Source organism: Proteus sp. fly-1013, assembly GCF_040140245.1.
Classification (GTDB): domain Bacteria; phylum Pseudomonadota; class Gammaproteobacteria; order Enterobacterales; family Enterobacteriaceae; genus Proteus; species Proteus mirabilis_B.
Genome location: NZ_JBEEWD010000005.1, coordinates 41,072 through 61,551, shown reverse-complemented (window position 1 = coordinate 61,551; position 20,480 = coordinate 41,072). Strand labels below are relative to the sequence as shown.

15 protein-coding genes are annotated in these 20,480 nt (G+C 39.3%); 10 read left to right on the top strand and 5 right to left on the bottom strand.

Annotated features, from left to right (window positions below):
- Positions 1-310: 310 nt before the first annotated feature.
- The 5 genes from sgrR to leuA form a co-directional block, all read right to left on the bottom strand.
- Positions 311-1,990, bottom strand: a complete 1,680-nt coding sequence (gene sgrR / locus ABN236_RS10905; RefSeq protein ID WP_349473964.1) for an HTH-type transcriptional regulator SgrR — start codon at positions 1,988-1,990, stop codon at positions 311-313.
- Positions 1,991-2,281: 291 nt separating this feature from the next.
- The gene (gene leuD / locus ABN236_RS10900) at positions 2,282-2,887 is read right to left on the bottom strand and encodes a 3-isopropylmalate dehydratase small subunit (protein WP_088494910.1); all 606 of its coding nucleotides are present in this window, start codon (positions 2,885-2,887) and stop codon (positions 2,282-2,284) included.
- A gap of 8 nt (positions 2,888-2,895) precedes the next feature.
- The gene (gene leuC / locus ABN236_RS10895) at positions 2,896-4,305 is read right to left on the bottom strand and encodes a 3-isopropylmalate dehydratase large subunit (RefSeq protein WP_194950955.1); all 1,410 of its coding nucleotides are present in this window, start codon (positions 4,303-4,305) and stop codon (positions 2,896-2,898) included.
- Position 4,306: 1 nt separating this feature from the next.
- Positions 4,307-5,398 (bottom strand): 3-isopropylmalate dehydrogenase, encoded by a 1,092-nt coding sequence (leuB, locus tag ABN236_RS10890; RefSeq protein ID WP_088494912.1) that lies wholly within the window; start codon positions 5,396-5,398, stop codon positions 4,307-4,309.
- A 2-nt stretch (positions 5,399-5,400) separates the two neighbouring features.
- A complete protein-coding gene (gene leuA, locus ABN236_RS10885) occupies positions 5,401-6,960 on the bottom strand; it encodes a 2-isopropylmalate synthase (RefSeq protein ID WP_088494913.1) in 1,560 nt (519 codons plus the stop codon).
- 870 nt (positions 6,961-7,830) lie between these two features.
- On the opposite strand from leuA, the gene leuO reads away from it, so the two are divergent.
- From leuO to mraY, 10 genes are all read left to right on the top strand, one after another.
- Entirely contained in the window at positions 7,831-8,775 is a 945-nt protein-coding gene (gene leuO / locus ABN236_RS10880; protein ID WP_349473963.1) for a transcriptional regulator LeuO, read from the top strand.
- A 519-nt stretch (positions 8,776-9,294) separates the two neighbouring features.
- Positions 9,295-11,100 (top strand): AMP-dependent synthetase/ligase, encoded by a 1,806-nt coding sequence (locus ABN236_RS10875; protein ID WP_349473962.1) that lies wholly within the window; start codon positions 9,295-9,297, stop codon positions 11,098-11,100.
- 223 nt (positions 11,101-11,323) lie between these two features.
- Positions 11,324-12,331 (top strand): catabolite repressor/activator, encoded by a 1,008-nt coding sequence (gene cra / locus ABN236_RS10870; RefSeq protein WP_075670767.1) that lies wholly within the window; start codon positions 11,324-11,326, stop codon positions 12,329-12,331.
- A 684-nt stretch (positions 12,332-13,015) separates the two neighbouring features.
- On the top strand, positions 13,016-13,474 hold the full coding sequence (gene mraZ / locus ABN236_RS10865; protein ID WP_088494916.1) for a division/cell wall cluster transcriptional repressor MraZ: 459 nt from the start codon (positions 13,016-13,018) through the stop codon (positions 13,472-13,474).
- Between the two features lie 3 nt (positions 13,475-13,477).
- Positions 13,478-14,425, top strand: coding sequence for a 16S rRNA (cytosine(1402)-N(4))-methyltransferase RsmH (gene rsmH / locus ABN236_RS10860; protein WP_098942181.1), 948 nt, complete (start codon positions 13,478-13,480; stop codon positions 14,423-14,425).
- Positions 14,426-14,743 carry a cell division protein FtsL gene (ftsL, locus tag ABN236_RS10855; protein WP_349473961.1) on the top strand — a complete coding sequence of 106 codons (318 nt, stop codon included), beginning with the start codon at positions 14,426-14,428 and terminating at the stop codon, positions 14,741-14,743.
- Positions 14,744-14,754: 11 nt separating this feature from the next.
- Positions 14,755-16,551: a peptidoglycan DD-transpeptidase PBP3 gene (gene ftsI, locus ABN236_RS10850; RefSeq protein ID WP_349473960.1), complete on the top strand. Its 1,797-nt coding sequence runs from the start codon at positions 14,755-14,757 to the stop codon at positions 16,549-16,551.
- On the top strand, positions 16,538-18,025 hold the full coding sequence (gene murE / locus ABN236_RS10845) for a UDP-N-acetylmuramoyl-L-alanyl-D-glutamate--2,6-diaminopimelate ligase (protein WP_349473959.1): 1,488 nt from the start codon (positions 16,538-16,540) through the stop codon (positions 18,023-18,025). Before ftsI ends, murE begins: the two co-directional genes overlap by 14 nt.
- Positions 18,022-19,404 carry a UDP-N-acetylmuramoyl-tripeptide--D-alanyl-D-alanine ligase gene (murF, locus tag ABN236_RS10840; RefSeq protein ID WP_349473958.1) on the top strand — a complete coding sequence of 461 codons (1,383 nt, stop codon included), beginning with the start codon at positions 18,022-18,024 and terminating at the stop codon, positions 19,402-19,404. Before murE ends, murF begins: the two co-directional genes overlap by 4 nt.
- Positions 19,398-20,480, top strand: a complete 1,083-nt coding sequence (mraY, locus tag ABN236_RS10835; RefSeq protein WP_023581493.1) for a phospho-N-acetylmuramoyl-pentapeptide-transferase — start codon at positions 19,398-19,400, stop codon at positions 20,478-20,480. Before murF ends, mraY begins: the two co-directional genes overlap by 7 nt.

Below are 20,480 nucleotides of genomic sequence, written 5' to 3'. Positions count from 1 at the left end.
TAAAACACCCTATGGTTATTTTTTGTACGATTTAAGCGAGAGGACCTTTTAATTGTTTTATCCAATCGCTGAAATAGGCATTAAAATTTGGCTACTAATTTGAATTATAAGTGATATTTTAAAATTTGTATCAACAGGCTTTCTAACAATACAAAAACTATACCCTGATTATCTCACTCTTTTTCACATAGATATCCACAGAAAAAGTGAATAAATCCCCTAAGTGTTTATGTGGGTGTTTATAACTTTCAAGGTTTCTGTGAATTAACACAAATAATGACTAATTTGAACACTGAAAAGAGACAACAACCTATTTTAGCTTTGGTGTATCGATATCCGGCGTAAACCACGCTGATTTAAAATCAAACCAGCCAAAGGTATTCATTTTGACACCTCGTATAGTTCTCTGCCCTTGTAGCTCTAGTAAATGGTGAAATAGAGGATAAAGCCAAATATCTTGTGTTAATTGGCGACACCACTCTTCAAGCGGCAAGGATTTTTGGTGCCATAGTGTGAGCTCTTGTGAAAATGATGCGCCTAAACATTGGTGAAAGAGTGGTAATTCATAAAGTGCAGCAAAAATTGAGAACTCTAAAGGTTTATAAAAATTCACTGTTGCTAACCAAATATCACTATCAGCTTCTCCGTAATACCACTGCTCATAATCAAGCACTTGAATGGTAAGTTCAATATCATACTGAGATAAAATACTTTTTATTAAATCTGCAATAGTGCTGTATTCATGATGCTCTTTATAAAGAGTGACAGTCAGTTTTGTTAATGAAGGAGGTTTTGGATGTTGGCGGATTAATTTACTGTGATGCCAATGAAGTAATAATCCATAAGCAGGAGACCAATGGCGTTGATAGAAAGGATCACAATGCGTCAGCATATTAACAGGGGTTAACACACTGCTTAACCACTCCCTTATTTCAGTCTGCTGGCACTGTTCTGAGCGACTATCATAAAGTAGGAAATAACATCCTTCCTCTTTACGGCTTTCTAGTGAGTCTTTATTGGTATCATCATCTGTTAAATGAATAGTTGAACAGACCATTTTGTTATTCAGTTCTGGAACTACCCAGATATCAATTTCATCTAATAATGCCCGTAAGCCAAAATAGCGATTAAAGGCTTTGATTTGCAGCTTATGTTTATCATTAGCGATAACCTGATAAGCGCCAGTACCAATGGGACGTTGTGCAAAAGAAGGAAGTGATGCCCATTCTTGCGGCAAAATAACGGCTTGTGGACTTCCTAATAACGTTGCAAATTGCTTATCCGCTTCGCTTAAGAAAATATCTAGCACATAAGGCTGAGGCGAGGAAATTTGTTCTATATGTGCATAAAGAGGGTTGCAGTGTTTCATTCTCATTAAAGAAGTACTGATATCTTCAAGGGTGAGCTCACGACCATGATGAAAATAGATAGAAGGACGTAAATAAAATCGCCAATGTTGCTCTGTGACCATTTGCCAATGATGAGCTAATTCGGCTTCGACTTCCCCATTTTCCTCTTTTAGATGCACTAACGAGTTAAATATCTGACTCATTAAATGTAATTCAGAGCGTCTTAATGGTGTTCCCGGTAATAAATTCCTAAAAGGGCGATAGTAAATAATACGCAGTAATTGTTGTCCGGGATGAAAGCTTTTTTCAATTTGAGAGAGCACCATTTGCCGTACTGAGTCTTTATCGCCCATTAGTGCGACAAGCTTTTCAATATCATTCTCTTCTATCAGTCTTTCAGCGCGATTTTGTTGGATCTCCAGTGCATTAGAGTGAAAAATAAGCGTGGATTTTTTACCTCGACCAACTTCCGCTTGCCAATTTATCCAACCTATTTCTTGCATCTTATTTAATAAAGAGCGGACATGACGACGCGTGCAATGCAGGGTTTGTGCTAATTCTTGTAACGTTGTTTCGGTCGCTTTTCCCTGAAAGGCTTGCCATAAGCGAATAAATTGTAACTCTAAGCGGGGTGAGATCATAAAAGAGGAAATCCCTTGATAAAGTGATCAATTTTAATTTCCTTATATTAGACCGATAATGATTGTGTTTAAAGTTAGCTCTCATGTTAGTTATCACAAATTACGAATACTGACAGACTCCCCCATTTGAGCATTCGGTGATTACCGGCCAGTGATGATTGATCACTGGCTTTTTTATTGGTTATTTATAGGAAGGCTTTTGTTGGGACAAAAAAAAGCCGTAAACGAATTTACGGCAAGAATGACAAAGTAAACATCACAGAAAGTAGAAGAAGGTGAAAACTGCTTTAATTAGCGCATAAAGGCAGGTTGTTTTGCCTCGTAAGCACTAATATCATCTTGGTGTTGCAGTGTTAATCCAATACTGTCTAATCCTTCAATCATGCAGTGGCGGCGAAATGAGTCGATTTCAAAAGAGAAATGTAATTCACCCGCTCTAACCTCTTGTGCCACTAAATCTACGGTAATGGGTGTGCCCGCATGTTCTTTTACCCAATCAAATAATTGTGAGACTTCATCATCACTTAATTTGATTGGTAATAATTGATTGTTAAATGAATTCCCGTAAAAAATATCAGCAAAACTGGGTGCGATAACGGCGTGAAAACCATAATCAGTTAATGCCCAAGGCGCGTGTTCACGAGATGATCCACAACCAAAGTTTTCTCGAGCTAATAAAATAGATGCACCTTGATAAATAGGCTGATTCAAAATAAACGCTGGGTTAGGCTGAGTGCCTTCATCGTCCAAAAAACGCCAATCGTGAAACAGGTGCTTACCAAAGCCAGTACGTGTCACTTTCTGCAAAAATTGCTTAGGAATAATGGCGTCGGTATCCACATTTGCTGCATCTAAAGGAACCGCAATACCCGTGTGTTGAGTAAATTTATTCATCATGTTCTCCTTTAAGATGCCACTGCAAATGTACGAATATCTGCAAAATGACCATTAATCGCTGCTGCCGCCGCCATTGCAGGACTGACTAAGTGTGTTCGACCTCCACGACCTTGGCGACCTTCAAAGTTACGGTTGCTGGTGGATGCGCAACGTTCGCCCGGATTTAACCGGTCGTTATTCATCGCTAAACACATTGAACAACCCGGTAAACGCCATTCAAAACCTGCTTCAATAAAGATTTTATCTAAGCCTTCTGCTTCAGCTTGTGCTTTAACAGGACCTGATCCCGGAACAACAATCGCTTGAACATGGGATGCAACTTTATGGCCTTTTGCGATTTCAGCAGCTGCTCGTAAATCTTCAATACGCGAGTTTGTACAAGAGCCAATAAAGACTTTATCGATAGCAACATCTGTTAAGTTAACGCCTTCACTTAATCCCATATAAGCTAAGGCTTTTTCAGCAGAAGCGCGTTCAACAGGATCGTTAAAGCTATTTAATAACGGGACTATTTGGTCAATAGCAATAACTTGCCCTGGATTGGTGCCCCATGTAACTTGTGGCGCAATATCAGCGGCATTAATAGTGACTGTGGCATCGAAAATTGCATCATTGTCAGACTTTAAGGTTCTCCAATAAGCGACAGCTTCATCCCAAGATTGATCTTTAGGTGCAAATTGACGCCCTTTTAAGTAGTCAAAAGTGGTGTCATCTGGCGCGACTAAGCCTGCTTTAGCTCCCATTTCAATCGCCATATTGCATAAAGTCATTCGACCTTCCATGCTTAATGCTTCAATGGCTTCACCTGCAAATTCAACGATATAGCCCGTGCCGCCGGCACTACCTAATTTGCCGATAATGGCTAATACGATATCTTTCGCCGTGATCCCAATAGCGGTTTTACCCTGAACTTCAATTTTTAATGTTTTAGCGCGAGACTGTTTTAAAGTTTGGGTTGCTAAAACATGTTCAACTTCTGAAGTCCCAATGCCAAAAGCTAATGAACCAAAAGCACCATGAGTTGCAGTATGTGAATCGCCACAAACAATGGTCATTCCCGGTAAGGTTAAGCCTTGCTCTGGCCCCATCACGTGAACAATTCCTTGATATGGATGGTTTAAGTCATACAGCGTAACGCCAAATTCTTGGCAGTTTTTCATCAACTCTTGCATTTGAATCCTCGCCATATCACCACAAGCATTAATATCTTTAGTTTGTGTTGATACGTTATGATCCATCGTTGCAAAGGTTTTATTCGGTTGACGAACAGGGCGACCTTTTGTTCTTAATCCATCAAAGGCTTGAGGTGATGTCACTTCATGCACTAAATGTCTATCAATATACAAAATGGGTGTTTCATCACTCACTTCTCTGACAACATGTGCATCATAAATTTTTTGATATAATGTTTTACCCATGTTATGCCCCTTCACGAATATACTGAGCGATATGATCACCCATTTCGGCGGTTGTGATTGCGTTGCCATCACCCGCTAAATCTGCGGTGCGGTAGCCTTTTGCTAATACTTGTGTGATAGCATCTTCAATGGCTTGAGCTGCATTATCTTCATTAAAGCTATAGCGTAATAACAGCGCAGCAGACAGAATTTGTGCAATAGGGTTAGCGATATTTTTACCTGCTATATCAGGCGCTGAGCCTCCTGCGGGTTCATATAAACCAAAGCGCTCTTCGTTAACACTGGCAGATGGCAACATTCCCATAGAGCCTGTGATCATTGCGCATTCATCAGATAAAATATCGCCAAAAATATTGGAGCACAGCAACACATCAAATTGAGATGGATCTTTAATTAACTGCATTGTCGCGTTATCGATATACATATGTTGAATTTCAACATCTGGGTATTCTTTTGCGATCCCAGTGACAACTTCACGCCATAAAATAGAGCTTTGTAATACGTTAGCTTTATCAATTGAGGTTACTTTATGACGGCGTTTACGTGCTGACTCAAACGCAAAGCGTGCAATACGTTCAATCTCATAACGATGATAAATTTCAGTATCAAAAGCACGCTCTTGTGCGCCTTCCCCTTCACGACCTTTAGGCTGACCGAAGTAAATGCCGCCTGTTAATTCACGTACACATAAAATATCAAAACCACGTTGGGCGATATCAGCACGTAATGGGCAGTAGGCTTCTAAGCCTTCATATAAACGAGCAGGGCGTAAATTGCAGAACAATTTAAAATGCTTGCGTAATGGCAATAAAGCACCGCGCTCTGGCTGTTCATTTGCAGGTAAGTGTTCCCATTTAGGGCCACCGACGGAACCAAATAAAATCGCATCGGCTTGTTCACAACCCGCTAAGGTATCTGCTGGCAACGGAGTGCCATGATTATCAATGGCAATGCCACCGATATCGTATTCTTTTGTTGTGATATTGAGTGAGAAACGCTTACTAACCGCCTTCATCACTTTTTGTGCTTGAGCCATGACTTCAGGGCCAATACCATCTCCGGGTAATACTGCAATATGATAATTTTTTGACATAATTAAACCGCTTCTTGTGTTGTATGTTGTTTGCGTTTTTCTATTTCGACTTGCTCTGAGCGCCAAATGCTATTGATAACGTGGATCATGGCATTCGCTGATGAACCTACGATGTCAGTTTCTAAACCCATCCCATGAAATTTACGTCCTTGATATTCAACGACGATATCAACTTGCCCTAAAGCGTCTCTACCTTCACCTTTAGCAGTTAATTGATAAGTGACTAATTTCAATGGATAACCTGTTGCACGAGAGATAGCTTGATAAACCGCATCAACGGGACCATTACCCGTTGCTGCTTCAGTAATCTCTTTATCGCCATGAGTAATACTGACGCTTGCAGTAGCAACGGTTGACGAACCAGATTGAGTATTAAAATAGTTCATTACAAACTCATCAGGCTCTTGTTGCTGTTGTCCTATAAATGCTAAAGCTTCCAAATCGTAATCAAAGACTTGGCCTTTTTTATCGGCTAAACGTAAGAAGGCAGAATATAAAGTATCCAAGTTATAATCTGTTTCGCGATAACCCATCTCTTCCATACGGTGTTTAACAGCGGCACGACCTGAACGAGAAGTTAAATTCAATTGCACTTCTTTTAATCCGATAGATTCCGGTGTCATGATTTCGTAGGTTTCGCGATTTTTCAAAACGCCATCTTGGTGAATACCCGATGAATGCGCGAATGCATTGGAGCCAACAACCGATTTATTAGCATGAATTGGCGTATTACATAATTGGCTGACTAATTGACTGGTACGATAAATTTCTTTGTGATTAATCCGTGTTTGAACATTCATCATTTGCTCACGAACTTTTATCGCCATAATGACTTCTTCTAATGCACAGTTACCCGCACGTTCGCCTAAGCCATTAATTGTTCCTTCTACTTGTCTTGCACCTGCTTGTACTGCAGTAATAGAGTTAGCAACTGCCATGCCCAAATCGTCATGACAGTGAACAGAAATAATGGCTTTATCAATATTGGGAACACGCTCAAACAAGTTGGTGATAATGCCACCAAATTGGTAAGGCGTTGTATAACCTACGGTATCTGGAATATTAATGGTGGTTGCGCCAGCATTAATTGCGCTTTCAACAATTCGGCATAAATTATCGATATGGGTACGGCCTGCATCTTCGCAAGAAAATTCTACGTCATCGGTATAGCGACGAGCACGCTTTATCGAATTCACGCCCATTTCAATAATATCTTCGAATGATTTTTTCAATTTGTGTTCAGCATGCAGTGCTGAGGTTGCCAAGAATACGTGGATACGAAAAGCCTCTGCGACTTTTAAAGACTCCGCTGCAACATCAATATCGTTATCAACGCAGCGTGCCAATGCACAAATACGGCTATTTTTGATTTCGCGTGCAATGGTTTGCACGGATTCAAAATCACCAGGAGAAGAAACAGGAAAGCCCGCTTCAATGATATCCACACCTAAACGCTCTAAAGCGTAAGCAATTTGTAACTTCTCTTTTACGCTTAAGCTCGCCTGCAATGCTTGTTCGCCATCTCTCAATGTGGTATCAAAAATAATCACGTCGTTGCTCATAATCTGTTCCTTTCTCTTTTTATTTGCTGTTTGCGCTCTCCCAGGTATAAAAAAACCCGCGACTAGCGCGGGTTTTTCTCTCTAAGGGCAGGTGTGTTTCACTTTTTACCCATAAGCCGACCGCGCATAAAAGTTGCGAGTAGTAGTAGGCTTGATAGTAAAATTGCGTTTAACATGAAACATCCTTAGATAAGTTCTCAATAATCTGTATTTATTGATACCTAATACCAATAAGGATGTCAAGCGTTGGAATTTATTAATTCATTTATCAGTGTTATTTATAAAATTTTTATAGTGATTCTGACTAATATCTAAATTTTTACTAATGATTATAACTATTAAGCATTCATTGATTGGGTTAATGTTCCATACGTTGTTTGAAAAAGAGTGAAATGAAAAATTAAACAATTGTTTGCTTTTTTTTTAATCAGCCAGTTGATAAAGAAAAAAGAGGGTGTTAGGGAAGGGATGATTAATAAATGTGAGCAACGTTTTGAATGTAAGAATAAAAATCATTGTATTATAAATGATGATAGATACCGGATACCTATTTTAGGAATGAAAGTACATTATTTTATTATGATTTTTATCATACTTTGTTTTATTATTTGCAAGGCAGAAGGTAAAACAGGTTGTAATATATATTGATATAATCATTTTCTATACATGTAATTTTAATATCAAATTTCATCACTTATATGAAATACGTTTTTTTATTGATATGAAACTTATGTGTTTAGTTATATTCATGGATGATGAATAATAAATTTTAATAAATAGTTTAAGTAATAGTTGAAGCCTATCTATTATTAATAATATCTCAGTTAATAATATTTATTTGGCTATTATGATAACATAGTGGAGTAAGAAATGACGGATTACACATCAGCAACAGTTACCAGCAGAGAATCAACAGATATTCATTTACGTAATGTTGATCTTAATTTATTAACGGTATTTGATGCTGTTATGCAAATGCAAAATGTCACCCGTGCTGCGCAAGTATTGGGCATGTCACAACCTGCAGTGAGTAATGCTGTATCTCGCCTCAAAGTTATGTTTAATGATGAATTATTTGTTCGTTATGGACGAGGTATTCAACCTACATTAAGAGCTAAACAACTTTTTGGTCCAGTGAGACAAGCCTTACAATTGGTTCATAATGAACTTCCTGGCGCAGGATTTGAGCCAGAACAAAGTGAGCGTATATTTAATTTGTCTATTTGTAGCCCTCTAGATATAAAATTAGCACCTAAAATAGTTGAACAAATTAAAAATGAAACACCCAATATCAACGTTAATATTAAATCTTATTTAAATAGCAATATAGAGCACCAACTAAAATACCAAGAAGCTGAATTCTTTATTAGTTATAAAGACTTTGAAAAAGCTGAATTTCATTCACAACCACTATTTAATGATGAAGTTGTTTTGGTCGTTTCTAATAAACATCCTCGTATTAAAGAGAGTGTAACCCAAGAGATGTTATTAAATGAGCAACATTCTATTGTTTCTTTAGATGATATTGGTTCATTTAGTGCGCCGTATTATAAAAATACTCAATTGGAAGATTTAATCACTTATCAAGGAACCGATTTAAATAGTGTATTAAATATTGTTTCTAGAACTTATTTGGTTGCCATTGCACCAAAATGGTTAGTTGAGAGTTATTCTGAACAATTAGATATTAAAGCCGTGCCGTTGCCTTGGGAAAAAACAGAGCGTCCATGTTACCTGATTTGGCATGAGTCAACAGCGCGTGATAAAGGCCACTTATGGATGAAAAATTTATTAAGTGAAGTTTGTCAAAACTAGAGTGTTTTCGCTCATAATTAGTATTTACTACTAATTATGCAGAAATAGTGGCAGATAACGTTAGTTACTCAGCTAATGACCAAGATGGCGTTTATGCAGTTAGATAAACTAAATTGGATTGCTGTCACTATTTTTGCCCTTTCTTTGTAATAATGACTCTTATTCGTATTATTACTATGTTAAACCTATTTTTTGCAATAATATCGCCCTCATTCTATTGTCATTGATTAAGTTATAACAATTACTTATTGTTATTTATCAGCTTTTCTTTTTAGCTTTCCATAAAAAATAAGACCATCATATTTAATTTTCTCACTGTGATGAGATAGCCTTTTCTGACAAAACTTTTCATAACTCACAATTTTACAAATTTATGTAAAATTGAATTCCTTTATTTTGGCGGATCACTTAGACTTTTATCCGAGTCAGCGAACAGGTGTAAGCTGAAATTGTAAGAGAGATATTTTCTCCATTTCAGTTTCATAACACGGTCGCTTTTCCATAAATAGCAGGAAAATTATGATAACTAATAATAATCTTCATGATTATCATATAATTAGAAGATTGCAGATGCAGTTTTTGCACAGCGGGAATAAAATTGCTTATCGTCAGTGGGATGCTAAGCGCAATATCGAAATGTCATGGGAGTTGGTTGAAAAGAAAACACACGCGCTCTCAAATGCATTGTTAGAAATGGGTGTGGATGTTCAAGAGAACATAGGGATCTTTTCTCAAAATACCATTGACTGGTCTTTGGCTGATATTGCTTCTTTGCAACTACGTGCCGTAACCGTTCCTCTTTATGCAACAAGTAGTGTTGAACAAGCCGCTTATATTTTAAATGATGCGAATATTCGCATTCTTTTTGTTGGCGACCAAAAGCAATACGATATTGTTTCTGAATTATTAGCGTTATGTCCTCAGCTTGAACATATTATTGTATTTAACTCTGATGTTGTGTTAAACGAAAATACACCTTCATGCTATCTGGAAGATTTAATTAACCAGACACAATTCCTGCATGATGAAGTGTTAAAACAACGTATTAATGAATGCAGTTTAGATGATCTGTTTACTCTGATTTATACATCAGGAACTACAGGTGAACCTAAAGGCGTTATGCTTGATTATACAAGTCTGGCATCGCAGCTTTATCTACATGATGAGCGTCTCTCATTATCAGATAAAGATGTTTCGCTCTGCTTTTTACCTCTTTCTCACGTTTTTGAACGCGCGTGGAGCTTCTATGTGATGCACACCGGTGCGGTTAACGTGTATTTAACGGACACTCACGCTGTTAGAGAAGCAATGAGTGCGGTTAAACCGACGGTGATGTGTGCTGTTCCTCGCTTTTATGAAAAAGTGTATAGCGCTATTCAAGAGAAAGTGTCCCAAGCTTCTGTGTTTCGTCAATTTATCTTTAAATGGGCGATAAAGCAGGGTGAAAAACAGCGTGAGGCACAACTGAATCAGCGTCAGCAAGGATTTATTTCTCGCTTATGTTATCGCTTTGCAGATAAAAAAGTATTAAATCCATTGCGTCAAATTTTAGGGGGACGTGTTCGCTTTTTACCAGCGGCGGGTGCTCGTTTAGATGATGCAGTGATCCGTTTCTTCTTGGCTGCCGGTATTAATATTAAATACGGCTATGGTATGACAGAAACCTGTGCCACTGTTTCATGCTGGGAAGAGAATAAATATAAGTTAGGCTCTATTGGTACACCATTGCCGGGTGTCGAAGTACGTATTGGCGCAGAAAACGAAATCCAAGTACGTGGCAGCATTGTCATGAAAGGGTATTTCAATAAGCCTGAAGATACGGTTGCTGCCTTTACAGAAGATGGTTGGTTACGCACTGGAGACGCAGGTGCACTCGATAGTGATGGTATGTTATTTATCACGGAACGTTTGAAGGATTTAATGAAAACGTCAAATGGTAAATATATTGCACCACAAATGATCGAAGGAACATTAGGGCAAGACCGTTTTATTGAGCATATTGCGGTGATTGCTGATACGCGTAAATTTGTTTCCGCACTTATTGTGCCTTGTTTCGATGCATTAGAAGAACATGCGCGTGCATTAAATTTAAAATATCAAGATCGTATGGAATTATTACGCCATACCAAAATTAAAGAGCTATTTGATGAACGTTTACGTGAAATGCAAAAAAACTTTGCAAGTTTTCATCAAGTTAAGCGCTTTACTCTTCTTGCAGAAGGCTTTTCAATGGAATCGGGTGAATTAACACCAACATTGAAACTTCGCCGTAAAATTATTTCTGAACGTTATCGAAATGAAATCGAATTAATGTATCAAGATTAATTTTAATTGATGAAAAAGCACCTAAATGGTGCTTTTTTCTTTTGAAATTACTTATTGATAGATAACGATGATTGAAATAATTGATAAAAGACATAAACGGAAACGTTGACGCATACGGTTTTATCAGTAAATTGTGTTAAAATACAAACTCAGATCAGCATGATGACTGAAATTCATAGCAATATGTAATAAATAACACATTTAATAATTAAAAGAGGCTAATGTGAAACTGGATGAAATCGCCCGCTTGGCTGGTGTTTCACGAACAACAGCAAGTTATGTCATTAATGGTAAAGCGAAACAGTACCGTGTAAGTGACAAGACTGTTGAAAAAGTGATGGCGGTGGTCAGAGAGCATAATTACCACCCGAACGCTGTTGCCGCGGGATTACGTGCTGGTCGTACGCGTTCTATTGGTTTGGTTATTCCTGATTTGGAAAATACCAGTTATACCAGGATCGCAAATTACCTTGAACGACAAGCGCGTCAACGCGGTTATCAATTACTGATTGCTTGTTCAGAAGACCAACCAGACAACGAAATTCGTTGTGTTGAGCACTTACTGCAACGTCAAGTTGATGCCATTATTGTTTCAACAGCATTGCCACCAGAGCATCCTTTCTATCAGCGTTGGGCTAATCGCTCATTACCGATTATTGCATTAGACCGAGCATTAGAAAGTGAGCATTTTATCAGCGTTGTTGGTGATGACTTAGAAGATGCCAAAATGCTGGCAACAGAATTAAAAGCATTCCCTTCGCAATCTGTACTCTATTTAGGCGCACTTCCTGAACTCTCTGTGAGTTTTTTACGTGAACAAGGCTTCCGTAATGTATGGAAAGACGATCCTAGAGAAGTCACCTACCTATATGCAAATAGCTATGAACGAGAAGCTGCTGCGGCTGCTTTTTCCGAATGGTTAAATAATAATCCAATGCCTGATGCATTATTCACGACTTCTTTTGCTTTATTACAAGGGGTTATGGATGTGACATTACAACGCAGTGGTCGTTTACCAACGCAATTGGTTATTGCGACTTTTGGTGATCATGAATTATTGGATTTCCTTGAGTGTCCTGTTTTATCTGTCGCTCAACGCCATCGTGATATTGCAGAGCGTGTGTTAGAACTTGTTCTTGCCAGTCTTGAAGAAGAACAAAAACCACAAGCAGGTATTACACGTATTCGACGTGATTTATGCCGTCGAGGCAGTTTGGGACGTGCGCGTTAATTGATATCGCTCTGTTGGTAATTATTTGCATTTATACTCATCCCTGTTTTATTAAATTAAAACGGGGATGTTTTATTTGATTTAAGAATGTCGAATAGCTTAGAGAATATTAAATTTGAGATTAATCTTAAGCCTTTTTTTACTATTTTTCTCATTTTACTAAGTTAATAGATTAAATTTTGACATATCCATAAGTGATATTGCTTAGATTTAATAAGTAATTAATTTCATTTTGGGAAATTTAAGAAAAAAATAAATAACTATCTTCATGATATTGAATTATTTTTTTTCGTCTTACTATTTTTATTTATATAAAAGTAACCCCAAATTATTATGTTGGCTAAAGGTAAATGAACTGCAATAAATTAGTTTTTTATAATAAAAATCATGTTTTACTGATTATGATTTCTTTATCTGGTTTTCCTCCTTGTAATCGTTATAAATAATTACTTTTCGTGATTAAAAATAGAATTGGGAAAATAATCTCTATTAATCATAGTGTTAATATTTCCTTTTTTCTTTTTGTCGATAATTTAAACATTTCGGTGTGCCTATCAAATTACTGTAAATATAAATAAAGCTTCCTATATCTGGCTTGACAACGTTTTCATACCATCCGTAAACTCTATTTGTGGGGATTTGTGGGATAATGTGGTGTAAATTACAAAGCTGGGGGTAATGAGGATGTTTCGTGGAGCAACACTCGTTAATCTTGACAGCAAAGGGCGAATAACAGTTCCTTCCCGTTATCGAACAACGCTGAGTGAGATTTCTGAAGGTCAAATGGTTTGTACCATTGATCTCAATCAGCCGTGTTTATTGCTTTATACCCTTCCTGAATGGGAAAAGATTGAGTTAAAATTAGCGGCTTTGTCCTCCATGAACCCTGCGGAACGTCGAGTTCAACGTTTATTATTAGGTCACGCCAGCGAATGCCAAATGGATAGCGCAGGACGTCTTTTGTTAGCTAGCACGCTAAGACAGCATGCGGGGCTAACAAAAGAGGTCATGTTAGTCGGTCAATTCAATAAATTTGAGTTGTGGGATGAACAGGTCTGGTACAAACAGATCGAAACAGACATTGTAGCCGAGCAAACCTCACAGGAACCGTTATCGACACGACTATTGGATTTATCACTTTAAATAATGACAACGAATAATTTTAGCCATACCAGTGTATTACTGGATGAAGCAGTGAATGGCCTGAATATTAAACCTTCAGGTATCTATATCGACGGAACATTTGGTCGCGGAGGTCACTCTCGTCTAATTTTATCGCAATTGGGCGAACAAGGTCGCTTGATAGCGATAGACAGAGATCCGCAAGCCATCGCAGTTGCGAATGAAATTGATGATGCTCGCTTTTCTATTGTTCATGGGCCTTTTTCAAATATTGAACAGTATGTTAATGAGCTCGATTTAGCTGGAAAAATTGACGGCGTATTACTGGATTTAGGTGTTTCTTCTCCTCAACTTGATGATCCTGAACGTGGTTTCTCGTTTATGCGTGATGGGCCTCTTGATATGCGTATGGACCCAACATCAGGGCAATCAGCTGCACAATGGCTGATGACAGCAGAAGAAGACGACATTACATGGGTATTGAAAACATTTGGTGAAGAACGCTTTGCTAAACGTATTGCTCGCGCCATTGTTGCTCGTAACAAAACAGAAGAGCCTTTGACTCGAACTAAGCAATTGGCTGATTTAATTAGCGATGCAAGCCCAGTTAAAGAGCGTCATAAGCACCCAGCAACACGTAGTTTTCAGGCAATTCGCATCTATATCAATAGCGAGTTAGATGAAATTGAAAAAGCACTAAAAGGTGCCGTTTCTGTTTTAGCGCCAGAAGGGCGTTTATCGGTAATTAGTTTCCATTCGTTGGAAGACCGATTAGTGAAGCGTTTTATTCGAGATGAGAGCAAAGGGCCTGTTGTTCCTGCTGGTATTCCTCTCACAGAAGCGCAGATAAAAGAGTTAGGAAGTGCTCGCTTATCGAGTATTCATAAGATGAAACCGACAGGCGTGGAAGTTGAAGAAAATCCACGGGCACGAAGCTCTGTATTGCGTGTAGCACAACGTATTGAGGAATAAATGTCTACTGAACGACACTCACTACCGGGAGTTATAGGGCAGGATTTACTGCGTCATGGCAAATTACCTGTATGTTTACTGATTGCTGTGATTATTTCTGCGGTGTATATCGTGACGACAGCACATAAGACACGTTTATTGACAGCAGAGAAAGAGCGTTTAGTGCTGGAAAAAAACGTATTGGAGATCGAATGGCGAAATCTCATTCTTGAAGAAAATGCATTGGCAGACCATAGCCGAGTAGAACGTTTTTCAAGTGATAGTTTGGGAATGATCCATGTTGACCCAACAAAAGAGAACATCGTGGTTACTAAATAATTAAGGCAAGTATGAAATTTTCACGTTCGGCAAAAGCGAAAGCAAAGACAAAGTCAAATGCCAAACTACGCAAGCCTGAAGAAAAAACAGGATTTGTGAGTTGGCGTTTTGCGTTGCTTTGCGGTGGTATTGGTATCGCTTTAGCCGCGCTATTAATCCGTGTTGCCTATTTACAGATTATTAATCCCGATCCCCTTATTCGTGAAGGGGATATGCGTTCTCTACGTGTGCAAAAAGTACCGACAGCAAGAGGCATGATCAGCGACAGAATGGGCAGACCTCTTGCCGTTAGCGTGCCAGTTTATGCTATTTGGGCTGATCCTAAAGTTGTATTAGATGCTAATCCTGATATGACGGACTCGCGTTGGTTAGCGCTTGCTGATGCACTGAAAATGCCAGTGAATCAAATTGAGCAAAAAATTGTTGCAACGCCTTCCGCTCGTTTTATCTATTTGGCTCGCCAAGTGAATCCTGAAATTAGTGATTACATTAGTAAATTAAAAATCACTGGGATTAATATGCGTCAAGAATCAAAACGCTATTATCCGTCAGGTGAAGTAACTGCTCACATCATCGGTGTAACAAATATTGATGGTGATGGCATTGAAGGTGTTGAAAAAAGCTTTAACCAGTGGCTCACCGGCGCTCCCGGTGAGCGCGTTGTTCGTAAAGATGGTTTTAACCGTGTTATTGAAAACATCGCTCAAACAGATAGCCAAGCTGCTCATAACCTGATGTTGAGTATCGATGAACGTCTGCAATCTGTGGTTTATCGCGAATTAACCAATGCGGTTATTAAGAATAAAGCAGAGTCAGGAACCGCTGTTTTAGTTGATGTAAATACGGGTGAAGTGCTGGCGATGGCAAACAGCCCATCGTATAACCCAAATAATTTAACGGGTACACCTAAAGACGCGATGCGTAATCGTGCTATCACCGATATTTTTGAACCGGGTTCTACCGTGAAACCGATGGTTGTGATGAGTGCACTTCACAATCATATCATTAAAGAAAATAGCGTTATTAATACTGTTCCTTATCGTATTAGTGGGCATCAGATAAAAGATGTGGTGTTATATCATGAGCTTTCGATAACAGGAATATTACAGAAATCGAGTAACGTTGGTGTTTCAAGACTGGCGTTAGCGATGCCTGCATCTGAACTTGTGGATGTTTATTCACGATTTGGATTCGGGAAGCCAACTAACTTGGGGCTAGTTGGCGAAAGTAGTGGCATATTTCCAATAAAAAAACAGAGGTGGTCCGATCTTGAAAGGGCCACCTTCTCATTCGGATATGGGCTAATGGTAACGCCGTTACAGTTAGCGCGTGTCTACGCAACGATTGGTAGTTTTGGTATTTATCGTCCTCTCTCTATTACGAAAGTTGACCCTCCTGTACCGGGAACACGAGTCTTCCCAGAGCCTGTGATGAAAACGGTCGTACACATGATGGAAAGCGTTGCATTACCCGGTGGTGGTGGTGTGAGTGCGGCAATCAAGGGTTATCGTGTTGCGATTAAAACAGGGACAGCGAAAAAAGTAGGACCTGACGGAAAATATATCAATCAATATATCTCTTATGCGGCGGGTGTTGCACCTGCAAGTCGTCCTCGCTTTGCGTTGGTTGTGATAATCAATGAACCTAAAGCAGGTAAGTACTATGGGGGCGCAGTATCCGCACCGGTGTTTGGCACAATCATGGGCGCAGTTTTACGCACAATGAACGTAGAACCTGATGCATTGACGCCAGACGATAAAAGTGAATTTGTAATTAAAAAAGAAGAGGATACAAGTGGCCGATCCTAACTTAAGTGACCTATTAGGGGCACTCGGGATACAAGCACCGTCATTGATGCTCAAAGACATGACACTCGACAGCCGAAAAGCGGCGAGCGGTGATCTTTTTATCGCCATTAAAGGTCATGAAACTGATGGTAGACGCTATATTCCTCAAGCAATTGCTCAAGGTGTTTCTGCGGTATTAGCGGAAGCGCAAGATGTTGCAACGCATGGTGAAATCCGTGAAAGTCACGGTATTCCAGTTATTTATATTGATAATCTTAATGCAGAATTGTCAAAATTAGCTGGATATTTTTATCATCAACCTGCGGAAAAACTGAAACTAATTGGTGTTACTGGGACTAACGGAAAAACGACAACAACACAATTGTTAGCACAGTGGGCACAAGGTTTAGGTGAAACCAGTGCTGTGATGGGAACAGTAGGTAACGGGCTTTTAGGTCATGTTGTTCCTGCTATGAACACCACAGGATCTGCGGTTGATATTCAATTAGAATTACAGCAATTATTAAATCAAGGTGCGACATTGGCGGCTATGGAAGTTTCTTCTCATGGTTTAGTTCAAGGTCGTGTCAGTGCATTGCCTTTTGTGGCGAGTGTATTTACGAATTTAAGCCGTGATCACCTTGATTATCATGGTGATATGGCAAATTACGAAGAAGCAAAATGGTTACTGTTTTCCACACATCAAAGTGGTGAGAAAATCATCAATGCGGATGATGCCGTTGGTCTAAAATGGCTATCTCGTTTACCTGACGCTGTTGCAGTAACAATGGAAAATAAATTGCCACAAAATTGGCAAGGTCGCTTTGTTAAAACAACTCGTATTAATTATCACGACGCAGGCGCAACGATTCACTTTAGTTCTAGCTGGGGTGATGGTGAAATTGAAAGCCCACTTATGGGTGCTTTTAATGTCAGTAACCTTTTGTGTGCTTTAGCGACATTATTGGCATTAGGATACCCGTTAAATGCCGTTATTAATGCTTCATCGTCACTCACACCTGTTTGTGGTCGCATGGAAGTATTTAGCGCAGATAATCGTCCTACGGTTATCGTCGATTATGCTCATACTCCAGATGCTTTAGAGAAGGCGCTTCAAGCAGCTCGTTTACACTGTACAGGTAAACTGTGGTGTGTATTTGGTTGTGGCGGAGATAGAGATAAAGGTAAGCGCCCACTAATGGGAGCGGTCGCAGAAGAGCTGGCTGATAAAGTTGTTATCACGGATGACAACCCTCGTAGTGAAGAGCCTCAAGCGATTATCCAAGATATTCTTTCAGGTTTAATGGAGCCGGGTCGTGCGATTGCTATTGAAGGTCGAGCAGAAGCAGTCACTAACGTGATTATGCAAGCAGATGCCAATGATATGATTTTAGTCGCTGGTAAAGGGCATGAAGATTATCAATTGGTAGGCTCACGTCGCCTTGATTATTCAGATAGATTAACTGTTGCTCGGTTATTGGGGGTGATAGCGTGATCCCTCTATCTTTAGAAAATATTGCACAAGTTACTAAAGGCACATTGAGCCATATCGCTCAAGGCTCAGCGGATCAATTCATCATCAAATCGATTTCAACAGATAGCCGTAAAATTGATGAAGATTGTCTGTTTATTGCATTAGCGGGTGAGCGTTTTGATGCTCATGATTTTATTGTTGATGTAAAAGAAAAGGGCGCTGTTGCAGTTCTAGTTAATCGTGAGATTGATGTTGATTGCCCGCAAGTCATTGTGAAAGATACTCATCTCGCAATGGGTGAAATTGCGGCACATATTCGTTCATTAAGTCACGCCAAAATTGTGGCACTGACTGGCTCTTCTGGAAAAACTTCCGTCAAAGAGATGACCGCTTCTATTTTGCGTCACTGTGGCGAAACCTTATATACGCATGGCAATTTAAATAACTATATTGGCGTACCTTTAACGCTTTTTCGTTTAACCCCTGAACACCGTTTTGCAGTTATCGAATTAGGTGCAAACCATATCGGTGAAATCGCCTATACCGTAAATATGGTAAAACCAGAAGCTGCGTTGGTAAACAACCTCTTTTCTGCACACATTGAAGGTTTCGGCTCACTGGAAGGTATTGCTCAGGCAAAAGGCGAAATATTTACCCACTTAAAAGAGCAAGGTACAGCCATTATTAATCTTGATAGTAATGACTTACCTATGTGGCAACATCATTTAAATGCGCGCCAAACACAATGGTCGTTCTCTTTATCCGCACAAAGTAACGCAGATTTTTATCCTACTGATATTGCCGTTAAGCAATTCATCACAAATTTCACCTTACACACACCAGAAGGCTGTGTAGATGTCACTCTTCCATTGCCGGGACGTCATAATATTGCGAATGCTTTAGCGGCAAGCGCACTTGCGCTATCTGCTGGAGCGACACTTGAAGATATTCGCCTTGGTTTATCGACATTAAAAGCGGTACCAGGAAGATTATATCCTGTTGAGTTAACTTCAGGAAAAATGGTGTTAGATGACACTTACAATGCGAACGATGGCTCGATGATTGCGGGCTTACAAGTGCTCTCTCAATTACCGGGATATAAAATTTTTGTCGCTGGGGATATGGCTGAATTAGGTAAAGATTCAGAAAAATGTCACCGCGATGTTGGTCGTTTTGCTCACAGTGCTGGTATTGATAGTGTCTTTACTGTTGGGCATCACAGCCATTTTATTAGTGATGAAAATCAAGGTGGTCAGCATTTTGCATTTAAAGCCGACTTACTTGCTCAATTAATTCCATTATTACAGCAGCATGATGTTGTTTCAGTTTTAGTAAAAGGTTCACGAAGCTCCGCGATGGAAGATATCGTGAACGCATTAAAGGAGTGCTTTGAATGTTAGTTTGGCTAGCCGAATATTTGGTTAAATACCATACATTTTTTAATGTGTTTTCTTATCTGACATTCAGGGCGATTGTTGGTTTATTGACGGCATTAATTATTGCTTTGTGGATGGGACCTCATCTCATCGCATGGTTACAAAAAATGCAGATTGGACAAGTGGTTCGTAGTGAAGGACCTGAGTCGCACTTTAGTAAACGTGGTACACCAACAATGGGCGGGATTATGATCCTGTTTTCTATCTCCATCTCTACACTGTTATGGGCAAGATTAGATAACCCTTACGTTTGGTGTGTATTGCTGGTTTTAATTGGTTACGGCGTGATTGGATTTGTTGATGATTATCGCAAAGTTGTTCGTAAAGATACCAAAGGCTTAATCGCACGTTGGAAATATTTCTGGCAATCCGTATTAGCACTGGTTGTGGCATTTAGCATGTATGCCATTGGTAAAGATACGCCAGCAACACAGTTAGTCGTTCCATTCTTTAAAGATGTCATGCCTCAATTAGGCATGCTTTATATTTTACTGGCTTATTTCGTCATTGTGGGAACAAGTAACGCCGTTAACTTAACGGATGGTTTGGATGGCTTAGCCATTATGCCAACTGTTTTTGTTGCTGCCGGTTTTGCATTAGTTGCATGGGCGACTGGTAACGTTAATTTTGCAAGCTACTTAAAGATTCCTTACTTGATGCATGCAGGTGAATTGGTGATTGTCTGTACCGCTATCGTTGGTGCGGGCTTAGGTTTCCTTTGGTTTAATACTTACCCAGCTCAAGTATTTATGGGTGATGTGGGCTCTCTTGCATTAGGTGGCGCATTAGGAACGATTGCGGTGTTATTACGCCAAGAATTCTTATTAGTCATTATGGGTGGTGTGTTTGTTGTTGAAACACTCTCCGTTATTTTACAAGTCGGCTCATTTAAGTTGCGTGGTCAACGTATCTTCCGTATGGCTCCAATTCATCACCATTATGAATTAAAAGGCTGGCCTGAACCTCGTGTTATTGTCCGCTTCTGGATCATCTCACTGATGTTAGTGCTTATTGGTCTGGCGACATTAAAGGTACGTTAA

Bases quoted from the DNA above. Each gene is read 5' to 3' on its own strand.
- sgrR (WP_349473964.1), bottom strand. From the start codon at position 1,990: ATGATCTCACCCCGCTTAGAGTTACAATTTATTCGCTTATGGCAAGCC.
- leuD (WP_088494910.1), bottom strand. From the start codon at position 2,887: ATGATGAATAAATTTACTCAACACACGGGTATTGCGGTTCCTTTAGAT.
- leuC (WP_194950955.1), bottom strand. From the start codon at position 4,305: ATGGGTAAAACATTATATCAAAAAATTTATGATGCACATGTTGTCAGA.
- leuB (WP_088494912.1), bottom strand. From the start codon at position 5,398: ATGTCAAAAAATTATCATATTGCAGTATTACCCGGAGATGGTATTGGC.
- leuA (WP_088494913.1), bottom strand. From the start codon at position 6,960: ATGAGCAACGACGTGATTATTTTTGATACCACATTGAGAGATGGCGAA.
- leuO (WP_349473963.1), top strand. From the start codon at position 7,831: ATGACGGATTACACATCAGCAACAGTTACCAGCAGAGAATCAACAGAT.
- ABN236_RS10875 (WP_349473962.1), top strand. From the start codon at position 9,295: ATGATAACTAATAATAATCTTCATGATTATCATATAATTAGAAGATTG.
- mraZ (WP_088494916.1), top strand. From the start codon at position 13,016: ATGTTTCGTGGAGCAACACTCGTTAATCTTGACAGCAAAGGGCGAATA.
- rsmH (WP_098942181.1), top strand. From the start codon at position 13,478: ATGACAACGAATAATTTTAGCCATACCAGTGTATTACTGGATGAAGCA.
- ftsL (WP_349473961.1), top strand. From the start codon at position 14,426: ATGTCTACTGAACGACACTCACTACCGGGAGTTATAGGGCAGGATTTA.
- ftsI (WP_349473960.1), top strand. From the start codon at position 14,755: ATGAAATTTTCACGTTCGGCAAAAGCGAAAGCAAAGACAAAGTCAAAT.
- mraY (WP_023581493.1), top strand. From the start codon at position 19,398: ATGTTAGTTTGGCTAGCCGAATATTTGGTTAAATACCATACATTTTTT.